At 65.6% G+C, this 11,653-nt stretch carries 13 protein-coding genes; all 13 read right to left on the bottom strand.

The features are described 5' to 3' along the window. The coding region (locus AC1DY5_RS24610) for an ATP-binding cassette domain-containing protein (RefSeq protein ID WP_478115612.1) at positions 1–84 on the bottom strand (84 nt) is incomplete at its 3' end. Positions 85–177: 93 nt separating this feature from the next. Beyond that, positions 178–945: an ABC transporter ATP-binding protein gene (locus AC1DY5_RS24605; protein WP_478115610.1), complete on the bottom strand. Its 768-nt coding sequence runs from the start codon at positions 943–945 to the stop codon at positions 178–180. After that, entirely contained in the window at positions 942–1,937 is a 996-nt protein-coding gene (locus AC1DY5_RS24600) for a branched-chain amino acid ABC transporter permease (protein ID WP_478115609.1), read from the bottom strand. Before AC1DY5_RS24600 ends, AC1DY5_RS24605 begins: the two co-directional genes overlap by 4 nt. Positions 1,938–1,948: 11 nt before the next feature. Next, positions 1,949–2,794 carry a branched-chain amino acid ABC transporter permease gene (locus AC1DY5_RS24595; RefSeq protein WP_478115611.1) on the bottom strand — a complete coding sequence of 282 codons (846 nt, stop codon included), beginning with the start codon at positions 2,792–2,794 and terminating at the stop codon, positions 1,949–1,951. Positions 2,795–2,838: 44 nt separating this feature from the next. Beyond that, a complete protein-coding gene (locus AC1DY5_RS24590) occupies positions 2,839–4,020 on the bottom strand; it encodes an ABC transporter substrate-binding protein (RefSeq protein WP_478115607.1) in 1,182 nt (393 codons plus the stop codon). 510 nt (positions 4,021–4,530) lie between these two features. Further along, complete coding sequence (locus AC1DY5_RS24585; protein WP_478115606.1) at positions 4,531–5,553, bottom strand: class I fructose-bisphosphate aldolase; 1,023 nt, start codon at positions 5,551–5,553, stop codon at positions 4,531–4,533. A gap of 253 nt (positions 5,554–5,806) precedes the next feature. Then, positions 5,807–5,959: a hypothetical protein gene (locus tag AC1DY5_RS24580; RefSeq protein ID WP_478115604.1), complete on the bottom strand. Its 153-nt coding sequence runs from the start codon at positions 5,957–5,959 to the stop codon at positions 5,807–5,809. A gap of 30 nt (positions 5,960–5,989) precedes the next feature. Continuing rightward, positions 5,990–6,727 (bottom strand): Bug family tripartite tricarboxylate transporter substrate binding protein, encoded by a 738-nt coding sequence (locus AC1DY5_RS24575; protein WP_478115603.1) that lies wholly within the window; start codon positions 6,725–6,727, stop codon positions 5,990–5,992. A 97-nt stretch (positions 6,728–6,824) separates the two neighbouring features. Continuing rightward, positions 6,825–7,010 carry a hypothetical protein gene (locus AC1DY5_RS24570; protein ID WP_478115602.1) on the bottom strand — a complete coding sequence of 62 codons (186 nt, stop codon included), beginning with the start codon at positions 7,008–7,010 and terminating at the stop codon, positions 6,825–6,827. Between the two features lie 6 nt (positions 7,011–7,016). Further along, a complete protein-coding gene (locus AC1DY5_RS24565; protein ID WP_478115601.1) occupies positions 7,017–8,648 on the bottom strand; it encodes a 3-(methylthio)propionyl-CoA ligase in 1,632 nt (543 codons plus the stop codon). A 41-nt stretch (positions 8,649–8,689) separates the two neighbouring features. After that, a complete protein-coding gene (locus AC1DY5_RS24560; RefSeq protein ID WP_478115599.1) occupies positions 8,690–10,069 on the bottom strand; it encodes an MFS transporter in 1,380 nt (459 codons plus the stop codon). Positions 10,070–10,071: 2 nt separating this feature from the next. Further along, the gene (locus AC1DY5_RS24555; RefSeq protein ID WP_478115598.1) at positions 10,072–11,043 is read right to left on the bottom strand and encodes a quinone oxidoreductase family protein; all 972 of its coding nucleotides are present in this window, start codon (positions 11,041–11,043) and stop codon (positions 10,072–10,074) included. Between the two features lie 40 nt (positions 11,044–11,083). Then, positions 11,084–11,653 (bottom strand): RBBP9/YdeN family alpha/beta hydrolase (locus AC1DY5_RS24550; protein WP_478115597.1); only part of this gene is annotated, 570 nt, incomplete at its 5' end.

Here is an 11,653-nt window from a genome sequence, read left to right as displayed (position 1 = left end):
GCCCGAAATGGCGTGCAGCAAGGTGCTCTTGCCTGCGCCATTGCGACCCAGCATCACGACGAACTCTCCGGCGCGGACATCCATGGAGATGCCGTGAACCACTGCCGCCTTGCCGTAGGCCACATGCACATCCCGGACCTCCAGAAGAGGCTTGGTGGGGCGTAGGTTTTCCATCGTTCAGGCCCCCAGATAGACGCGGATGACTTCCGGGTCGGCGCGCACCTCTTCAGGCGTGCCGTGCTTGATCATCTTTCCGACGTTCAAGGTCGTGACGCGATCACAGATGCGGAACACGAAGTCCGTGTGGTGCTCCACCAGCAGCACGCCGATGCCGGCATCGCGGATGGTCTGGATCAGACTGGAGAGATGCTCGATCTCATTGCCGGTCAACCCCCCGGCGGGYTCGTCGAGGAGGATGAATCTTGGATGCATCACCAAACCCCGCACGATTTCCAGGAAGCGCTGCTCAGCATGGTCGAGCAGGCTGGCGCGACGGTGGATCGCATGGCCGAGCCCGACGCCGTGGATCAATTCCGCTGCCCGCTCCCTCAACAATCGGGCTTCACGCCGCACGCTCGGCAGGCCGAATGCAGTCGCAAGAAAGCCGGCACTCGCGTGTGTCCAGGCGCCCAGGACCGCGTTGTCCAGCACAGTCAGCGTCGGCATGAGCCGCGGCTTCTGGAAAGTACGTGCCACCCCGATGCGTGCGCGGTGCTGAACCGACTCACCGGCGATTTCGACTCCGTCATGAGCGATGGATCCGAAACTCGGCGCGTAGTAGCCCGACAGCATGTTCAACATCGTTGTCTTTCCGCTGCCGTTCGGACCGATCAGGCCATGCACTTCACCGGGTCGAAGCGACAGCGATACCTGGTCGATCGCGCTGATGCCACCGAAGTGCTTGCCCAGGCCGACGACCTCGAGTGCCCCCGCAACCGGCGTCACCGCGGACCTCCGATGGCGCGTTGCAGGCGCGGCAGGTCTGGCTTGACCGCGTCGTGCTGCACCTTGCGCGGCTTCCAGCGTTCCGAGACGAGCGCGAGCAGGCGTCCGATGCCCTCCGGAATCACCAGCACGACGACCAACAGCAGCAGCCCGTAGAAGAAGTTCCCGAGCTTGGCCAGGGGCGCGACCACTTCGGGCAATGCCGTCAACACGACGGTCCCGAGGAAGGGCCCGACGAGGCTGCCCCTGCCGCCGATGATGATGCAGACGAAGAAGAACAGGCTCAGCTCGAACACGAACGTGTCCGGGGTGATGTAGCTCTGAAGACTCGCGAACAGGGCGCCCGATATCCCCGCGGCAATGCCGCTGAAGACGAAGATCAGCAGCTTGGCGCGAAAGATCGGAACGCCTACGGCCTGCGCGGCGACCGGGTTGTCGCGAATCGACACCAGACCCAGGCCCCACATGTTCCTCGCGATATTCCAGCTCAAGAGCGTGACCACAAGGGCCACGGCCGCAACCAGGTAGTAGAAGCCGACCGGCCCGTCGAACGGTGCCGGGAACGCGGGCACCGACAACCCGATTCCACCGCCCGTGAACCCGTCCTGCGCGAGTACCACCTCGTTCACGATCAGCGCGAACGCCATGGTCGCCATCGCAAAATAGAAGCCCGGTAGACGCAGCGATGGCAGGCCGAGCGCCAGGCCGCACAGCCCCCCCGCCGCGCCGGCGACGATGACCCCCACCGCGGGGTGCCAGCCCATCTTGCCAGCCAATATCGTGAACACGTAGGCACCGATGGCCAGCAGTCCGACGTGCCCGATGGAAATCTGGCCGGTGTAGCCGATCACGAGGTTCAATCCTGAGATCAGGATCCAGTAAACGCAGATCAGCGCTGCCAGATGCAGCTGGTATTGGTCGCCTGCTATCCACGGCAGTGCAACTGCCAGCAGCGCGCCGACGGCGAGCGCGTGGGGCTTGTAGCGTGACATCGTGCTGTCCATCACACCGGCCTCACATTCCTGGAGCCAAACATGCCTTCGGGCCTGAGGAGCAGCACCACCATCAGGATGCCGACGGCGATCGTCTGCTGGTACTCGCCACCAAACCAGTAGCTCGCAAATGCGTTCAGAAGTCCCAGCGTGGCGCCGCCCAGCAAAGCCCCCAGGTTGCTGCCCAGGCCGCCGACCGCCAGCGCGATGAAGCCATTCAGCGTCAGCGTCAACCCAAGCGCGAAATGGGCGAAGGTCAGCTGACCGGCCGCGAAGCCGGTAAGACCGCCCAGTGCCCCGGAAAGCACGTAGGAGAGCATCCGGATCCGATCCGTCGAGACACCACGAGCCCGCGCGGCGAAGGCATCCTCGGACATCGCGACGAACAGCTTGCCGTACAGGGTCCGGCGATAGAAAACGCTCAGGCCCATGGCCATAAGGATGGTGGCCCCGATGGGCAGCCAGAACTTCTGGTCCAGCACGCCAGATCCGAAGTTCTGGGCGATGAATCGCGGGAACGGCTTGGGCTCGGTGCCCCACCACAATCCGACGCCTTGCTGGATCATGGTTGCCAGGGCCAGCGTGCTGAGCAGCCACAGGTGTTCGTCGCTTCTGTTCAGCACGCGGCGAATCGCCAGCAATTCGGTAGCCAGGCCGAACGCTGCGCCGACGACCATCGAACCGAACACGGCAAGCCACCAGGGCATGTGCAGCGCTTGAATCAAGTAGGCGCCGGCGACGCCCCCCAGCATCGCCAGGTGGCCGGTTGTCAGAGACAGCACCTTGGACGTCGAGAACATCACGTTGTAGGCCAACGCGATGGCGGCATACAGCATGCCCACCGCAAGCCCGGTCACGAAGACGGTGAGCACGCTATATACCTCGCAATTCCTCAGCCATATCAGCGAGGGGCAAGCTTGAAGCTGCCATCCTTGAAGGTATTGGCGGCGTTCACCACCATGCTGCTGTCCGGGAATCCGTTGCGCTCGCCGGGGCCCCATGTGTAGGTTGCAAAAACACCAGGAAAAGCATTGGTGCCTTCGAGAGCCTTCTGAACTGCGGCAGGATCCGACGAGCCGGCAATCTTCACGGCATGCTCGATGACCTTGACGGTGTCATAACCCATCGCCACCCACCAGAACGTCAGGTCGATCTCGCCGCCACCGAGTTTGGATCGCATCTTCTCGATCAGGGCCTGGGTGCGTTCAGGGACCTTGCCATCGGCTCCGTATGTCGTGCTCACATAACCGGGAGCGAATGTGTTGGCCCAGTATTCGGGCTTGTTCAGGAGCTTGCGGATCTGCGTCGCCATCAACGACGGATGGCCGATGACCGGTACATCCCAGCCAAGTTCTCCACGGGCGTTCAGGATTCTTGCGAGCAACCCGGTGGATGACGTCCACGTCATGATGACCTCCGCACCAGCGGCCTTGGCCTTGTTGATTTCATCCGTGACGTCGGTCTTGTTCGGATCGACAAGCGCGACATATACGGCCTTGCCGCCCGACCTCGTCAGCATCTCGGTCGCGAGCTTGGAACTGTAGGTTCCAAAACCCGAGGTGTCGGCGATGATTGCAATCTTGTTCTTCTTCAACGTTTTCACGGCGTAGTCGTTGGCCGTTGAGAGCCACTGCTGGCTGGTGCTGACCACGCGGAAGGCACGAGGAAACTTCGTGGCATCCGTCAGTTCATCCACCACGCTGATGACGATGCTGGGAATCCCCGCACGAGCCAGGACAGGCGTGGTTGCCAGTCCCTCTCCCGAGTTGACGGGGCCAATGACAAACTGGACCTTCTCGCTGAAGGCAAGCTGCTGGGCAAAGTTGACCGCCTTGGTCGGGTCGCCAGCGGTGTCGCGCGTCAACAGTTCGATCTGCCTGCCGAGCACGCCGCCGCCTTTGTTGATTTCGTCCACTGCCAGCTTGACGCCTTCGTTCTCAGCCAGCGCGGCCGCGGACAGGGGCCCCGTCAGGGACGAAAGCCAGCCAATCTTGAGCGACTGCGCCAAGGCACCGACACCGAAGCCGGCCAAACTCACCGCCAGGGCGCAGTGAACTGCAAATCTCGTCCAGAGAATTTTCATGATTGCCTCTATTTATCTATTTGTGATGCACGCGATCGTTCGTATTCGAGGTTCCCGAACACTCGAAGAACTGGGATGGGCGCCATGGGCAACTTGATTCCGCTGCATCAGGGGCTCACGCCGTATGCAGTTCAATTGCGCGCAAAGCCCTTGTGTCTTGCCCTTCAATGCGATCAGTTTGCAGAAGCAATGTCATAACGACAAATTATGTTTGTTCATAGTCCAATCGTTAAATCGAATGCTCGAAGATCTCTGAAGGAGCCTCGACGTGGTCGTAGGCAGAGGCAATGGTCCGTAGGTGTCCGCGCAGTTCTCGCCAGTTCGATGCTGACCAAGGCCACGCACAATGCCCTGCAAAGCTGACTTGGGTGGAACGCGCCTGCGTTCACAGACATCGATGGCGCGGCCGTCGGGCGGCAGCCACTTGCCATAGCGGCTTGTGCGCAGGTTTGGAATATCGTGATGAGGGCGATATGCGCGAGCGCGCAGCATCGTCCAGCCCCATCGCCGTTAAGGCGCGCTTTCCATCTCCGCGCCGTACTTCCCCTGGCTTGCCAGCCCATTGAGTCGGGCGCGCTTGAGCAGCGCGTCCTGGGCGGCCCGCGCATGGGCGGAATGCCCTTGCCATGCATGCAGCACGGGATCCTGAAGGGCGCGCCCGTAGGAAAAACTCAGCTGCCACGGCTGTGTGCCCAGGCGATTGAGCGCATCCAGGTTGGCTGTCGCTTCCACAGGCGATTGCCCTCCGGACAGGAAATTGATGCCCGGGACCGCCGCAGGAACCGCCCTTCGCAGTACGCGCAGGGTCTCCGTGGCCACCTCGGCGGGACCCGCCTGCTGCACATGCGCCTTGCCCGGCACCACCATGCTGGGTTTGAGAAGGATGTGCTCGAGTGCCACGCGATGGCGATGCAAGGCTCGAAACACCTCGAGTAGAACCGCCTGCGTGACCTCTGCGCAGCGCACCAGACTGTGGTCGCCGTCGATCAGAACTTCCGGCTCGACGATCGGCACCACGCCCAGCGACTGGCAGATCGCCGCGTAGCGAGCGAGCGCTTCGGCGTTTGCCTCGACCGCCGTCCGGCTCGGCAATGTGTCTGAGACGTTGTAGACGGCGCGCCATTTCGCAAAGCGCGCACCCTGCTGGATATCCGCCTCCAGACGCCCGGCGAGCCCGTCGAGTCCGTGGGTGATCTCGTCGCCCAGTGCAAGGGCCAGCGGGCCCTTGCCGGCGTCGACCTTGATCCCAGGCACGATGCCTTGCCGCGCGGCCACTGCCGCCATCGGCTCGCCGTCGTCCGCGCGCTGGCCCAACGTCTCCTCGTACAGGATGACGCCACTGACGAACTCGCCGAGTCCAGGCGTCGACAGCAGCAGGCTGCGGTAGGCTCGCCGGCTCTCCGGCGTCGACTCCACGCCGATCGTTTTGAAGCGCTTGGCGATGGTCGGGCCGCTCTCGTCGGCGGCAAGGATGCCCTTGCCCCTGCAAACCAGCGCCTCCACTGTGGCTTGAAGATCATTGGAAGTTTCCATGGTGTTCCTTTGTTCAGGCACCACCAGTCTCCCACGTCGACCCGTTCCGGCGCAAACCCCTGGGCGGCCCTGGCGCAGCGGCGACTGCCAGGAAGCCCCCATTCTATTTGCGCGCGATGAGGGGAATGAGCGCGCTTAGGATCGGGTCCACATCAACGGTTTCGTTGTAGAACCAGGCTGGCCTCACGCCTTGCGCCAGCGTCCGACGAGGACCGTTCTTGACGACCAATCAGCCCTCGCGATGCGGCTGCCCTTACTCGGGCTTGAAATCGATCGACTTCAGCACCGCCCCCATGCGCTGGTAGTCCGCGCCGAGCGACTTGGTCAGTTCCTCGGGGCTGCGCGGCTGGCCAGGCTCGAAGCCGATGTCCTGCAGCCGCGCGCGGACCGCCGGCGTCGCCAGCACCTTGAGAGCGGCTTCGCGAAGCCTGGCCTGCTACGCGGCGGGAACGTCGGGCTTGACCCACAGTCCCATCCAGCCGGTGGCCTCAAGTTGCGGGAAGCCGAGTTCGGTGAAGGTCGGCACGTCGGGCAGCAGCGCGGATCGCTTGGGCGTGCTCACCGCGAAGGCCTTGATCTTTCCGGCCTTGATCAGCGGCAGCGAACTCGGCATGGCGTCGAACATCAGCGGCACGTGGCCGCCCATTACGTCGGTCAGCGCCGGTGTCGACCCCTTGTACGCCACGTGCGTCATGTCGAGGCCCGCCGCCTTGTTGAGTTGCAGCCCCAGCACGTGCGACAACGTGCCCGCCGTGTAGGACGCGTAGTTGACCGTGCCCGGATGGGCCTTGACCCACGTCATCAGCTCGCCGAAGTTCTTGGCGGGCACCGAAGGCCCGCCGACCAGCACGAGGCCGCCGCGACCGAGTTCGGCCACGGGCTTGATCTCCTGCGCCATGTCCACGCGCAGCTTGACGATGTGCGGAATCTCGCTGACCAGCGAATTGACTGCCACCAGCACCGTGTAGCCGTCATGTGGAGCCTGCGAAAGCTCGTTCACCGCGAGGACGCCGCCGGCCCCGGGCCGGGGATCGACGACGACCGGCTGGCCGGACTCCTTCGACGGGTTGTCCGCCATCATCCGCGCGATGATGTCCGCCGATCCACCGGCGGGGCCGGCGGCGATGATGCGAAGCATCTTGTCCGGCCACTTGGGCGTGTCCGCGTGGGCCATCGCGCCCGCAAGGGCGGCCGCCGAAATACATGCGACTGAAGCGGCGCGTGCCACCAATGCTCTTCTGGAATACGTGGTCAATCTCCTGTGTCTGGGGTCAAGGTGCCCAGCGCAGCAGCGCGAGCACCAGTATGGCGAGAAAAATGGTCTCACCGAGCATCAAGGCCACCGGCTTGATGCCGACGGCCGCAAGATCGCGCAATTGCGTCTTCATGCCGATTGCCGCGATCGAGGCCACCACGCAGCAGCGGCGGCCGGCCGCCGGCCAGGCCGTCAGGGACATCGTTGCTCATGGGTGCGCCACCAGCAAATGGTCCTTGAACACTTCGCGCAGCTTGTTCTTCTGCACCTTGCCGGTGGGGCCGAGCGGAATCTCCTCGACGAAGACCACGTCGTCCGGCGTCCACCACTTGGCGATACGGCCGTCGTAGAAGCTGATCAGCTCGTCACGCGTCAGGCTTTCGCCGGGCTTAGTCGTCACGACCAGGAGCGGGCGCTCGTCCCACTTCGGATGGCGGGCCGCGATGCACGCCGCCAGCGCCACGGCGGGGTGCGCCATCGCGATGTTCTCCAGGTCGATGGAGCCGATCCACTCGCCGCCGGACTTGATCACGTCCTTGCTGCGGTCGGTGATCTGCATGAATCCGTCGGCGTCGATGGTCGAGACGTCGCCGGTCGGGAACCAGCCGTCGACCAGCGGGCCGGCGTCCTCGCCCTTGAAGTAGTTCGAGATGATCCACGGACCGCGCACCATCAACTCGCCCGCGGCCTTGCCGTCGCGCGGCAATTCCTGGCCGTCCTCGCCGACGATCTTCATGTCGACGCCGAACACCGCGCGGCCCTGCTTGGCCTGGATGGCCAGGCGCGATTCCACGTCAAGCGCCTGCTGTCGGGGCTTGAGCGTGCAGACGGTGCCCACCGGGCTCATCTCGGTCATGCCCCAGGCGTGCAGCACCTGCACGTCGTAGCGCTCCTGGAAGGCGCGCATCATCGCCGGCGGGCAAGCCGAGCCGCCGATGATGGTGCGGCGCATGGTGCTGAACTTCAGGTCGTTGGCTTCGACATGGGTCAGCAGCCCCTGCCAGACCGTCGGCACACCGGCCGACATGGTCACGCCTTCGGATTCGAACAGGTCGTGGAGCGACTTGCCGTCGAGCCAAGGACCGGGGAACACGAGCTTGGCGCCGACCATGCACGCGGCATACGGCAGGCCCCAGGCGTTGACGTGGAACATCGGGACCACCGGCAGGATGACGTCCCTGGCCGAGCAGTTGAGCGCATCGGGCAGCGCCGCCGCATAGGTATGCAGCACGGTCGAGCGGTGGCTGTAGAGCGCACCCTTCGGATTGCCGGTCGTTCCCGAGGTGTAGCAGAGCGAGGACGCACGCGTCTCTTCGAAGGTGGGCCAGGTGAAATCGGGCGAATGCTGCGCCACCAGCTCCTCGTAGCACAGGAGATCCGGCACCTTCGACGACACCGGCATGTGGGCGCGGTCGGTCATCGCGACAAAAGCCTTGATGGTCGACACACGCGAAGCGATCGCCTCGACCAGCGGCAGGAAGCTCAGGTCGAAGAACAGGACCTGGTCTTCCGCATGGTCGGCGATCCAGACCACCTGGTCGGGATGCAGGCGCGGGTTCAGCGTGTGCAGCACGGCGCCCGACCCGGAGACGGCGTAGTACAGCTCCATGTGGCGGTAGCCGTTCCAGGCCAGCGTGGCGACGCGGTCGCCGGCGCCAATGCCCTTCGCCGCCAGGGCGTTGGCCAGGCAGCGCGAACGCTCGGCGAGTTCGCGGTAGGTGGTGCGGTGGAGGTCGCCCTCGACCCGGCGCGACACGATTTCCTGCTCGCCGTGGTGGCGCTCGGCGTGGACGAGCAGCGTCGAGATCAACAGCGGCTGCTCCATCATCAATCCATTCATGGAGGTTCTCTTTGGTTCGTTGGTTTGGGGGGTCGGCCGGTTCAGGCCAAGGCCTCGCGGGCTGGCTGCGCGCAGCCCGGAATCGGCTCCTCGGCGTGGGCGGCGGAGTCGGTGGCGTCGCAGGCCCGCAGCAGGTCGGACTCGTAGGTGCGTGCGGCAACCAGCAGCGCGCCGGCAGCCAGCAAACTGAAGACGGGCACCGTCATCAGCGCGTATTCGAGCGTCCAGGCGTCCGACAGGAAGCCGGCGATCAACGGTCCGGCCGCAAGGCCGAACAGGTTCTGGAACAGCGAGATCACCGAGGCACCGGTGGCGCGGATGCCGGGGTGGATCACGTCGATGACCGCCGCCGGGAGCGGACCGACCGAGCAGGTCATCAAAAAGCCGCCCACCGCCAGCAGCGCGAACTGCGCCTGCGCTCCGATGGCGAGCCCGAAGCGCGGAGCGCCGAACCCCAGCACCAGCACCAGCATGGAAGCGACGCACAGCAGCGCCACGACGTAGAGCTTGGTGCGCGGACGGTGCCGGCCGGCGCGATCGGCCACCGCGCCCCAGACGACGCTGCCCAGCGCGCCACAGAGCACGACCAGCGCCGCGCTCATGGCAGCCTTTTCCGGCACGACGCCGTGGACGCGATTGAGAAAGCTCGGCAGCCAGGACCAGATCGCGGAGACCACGACGAGCTGCGCGGCGCCGGCGACGCACAGCCACAGCATGGTCCGCGTGCGGATGAGCGCCTGGGCGATGGCGCCGGCGGCGCTGCGCGTCGAACGCGTGGCCCGGTCGAGCCTCGGCGTGAGCTTGACGGTCGGATAGTCGCGCACCTTGAGGTACAGCAACGCGAGGATGAGGCCTGGCACGCCCACAAGACCGAAGGCGGCCTGCCAGCCGAAGCGCGCCGCGATCATGCCGCCGAGCAGCACGCCCAGTACCGAGCCGACCGAGGCGGAGGCAAAGAAGCCCGCCAGCACGGCACCGCGCAGCCGTGCCGGGAAGTGGCTGGCGATCAGCGCGGCGCCGACCGAGCCGTAGCCCGCCTCGCCGAGTCCGACCACAGCGCGAGCCGCCAGCAACTGGCCGTAGCCACGGCTGAACATGCATGAGATCGATGCTAGGCTCCAGACTAGGCCCATCACGACCACGCTGCGGACGCGGCTGCCGCGGTCGGCGAGCAGCGCCACCGGGATGGCTGCAAGGGCGACGGTGACAGACACCGCCGACACCAGCCCGCCGAGCTGCTTGTCCGACAGGGCCCATTCGGCCTTCAGGTACGGAAAGAGCGACACGATGACCTGGCGGTCGATGTAGTCGACCATCATCAGGCCGATGGTCATGGCGAAGGCGAACCAGGCCTGCCCGCGGCTGAACAGATAACCGTCCTCGCGGCCTGGCGTCGCTTCGCGGAGCGCAGCAGTGTTCATGATCAGATCGCCAGGACCGTGGCGCCAACTGTCCGGCGCGATTCGAGTGCGATGTGCGCATCGGCGGCATCGGCGAGCCGGAAGACCTGCTTTGGCTCGCTGACGATGCGGCCGTCCAGCACATGGCCGAACAGCTCCCCGGCCATGTCGAGCATGTGCGCGCGCGGCATGATGTAGTGCATCATCGCGGGCCGCGTGACCCACAGCGAACCCTTGACGGCGAGCGTCATCGAGTCGATCACGACCGGTCCCGACGTTGTGCCGTTGCTGACCAGCACGCCGCGTGGGCGCAGGCTGTCGAGCGAGGCTTCCAGCGTGTCCTTGCCGACCGAGTCGTAGACCACCGGCACGCCCTTGCCGTCGGTGATCTCGCGAACGCGCTCGGCGATGTTCTCGCGCGAGGTCACGATGGTGTGCGCGCAGCCGTTCGCGCGGGCGAGCTCGGCCTTCTCGTCGGTGCTGACCGTGCCGATCATCGTCACGCCCATCGCGCGCGCCCATTGGCAGGCGATCAGGCCCACGCCGCCGGCGGCCGCGTGGTACAGGATGGTCTCGCCGCCCTGCAGCGGGAACACCTGGCGGAACAGGTACTGCACCGTCATGCCCTTCATCATCAGCGTCGACGCGCTGCGGTCCGACACACCGTCCGGCAGCGGGATCAGCACATCGGCGGGCATCACGCGCACTTCCGAGTACGCGCCCTGCGGCCCGATCAGATAGCCCACGCGGTCGCCGACCTTGACGTCGGTCACGCCGGGGCCGACGGCCTCGACCACGCCCACGGCATCGGAGCCGAGCCCGTTGGGCTTCGGCAGGGGATAGCGGCCGGTGCGGAAATAGATGTCGATGAAGTTGACCGCGACGTAGCTGTGGCGCACGCGCGCCTGGCCGGGGCCCGGCTCGCCGACTTCGACGTTTTCCAGTTTGAGCACTTCCGGGCCACCGGTCTCGTGCAGGCGAATGGCTTGTGCCATGGGTATGTCTCCTTGGGTCTTGAAATCGGGAAGCGGGCGCTCAGCCCGCCGTTGCGTACTGGCCGGCGAGTTCCTCGATGAACTGCTCGGCACGGGGCCAGGGGCCGGGGCCCGAAGCCGGATTGAGGTGGCCGACTTCGCCGAGATCGACCAGCCGGCCGCCCCAGTCGCGCGCCAGTTCGGTGACCCGGTCGAAGTCGCCGAGCGGATCGTCGCGGCTGGCGGCGACGATGCTTGGAAACGGCAGGCGTTCCCGGGGCACGGGCAGCCAGCCGCCGGCGCGCAGGTCCGCCAGCGTGGGATAGCCCTCGGGCATCGCTTCCTCGAAGTCCGGCGGCGCGGCCAGCAGTGCGCCCCAGACGGCGCGCCGGGTCTGGCGTGCCCAGTGGGCGACCATCACGCAGCCGCCGCTGTGCGCCACGAGGATCACCGGGCCGTCGATGGCCTGCGCCTCGCGCTCGATCGCGGCGACTTTGGTCGCGCAGTCGAGATCGGCGCGGCCCATCGGCGGCACCGTGCGCACCTTGCGGCCTTGGGCTTGCAGGTCCGCGGCCAGCAGCGTCTGCCAGTGCGCGTCCACCTGGTCGCGCAATCCGGGGACGATGAGGAC

Source organism: Variovorax sp. P4_D9 (assembly GCF_056401695.1).
This window is presented reverse-complemented; position numbering and strand designations above follow the sequence as displayed.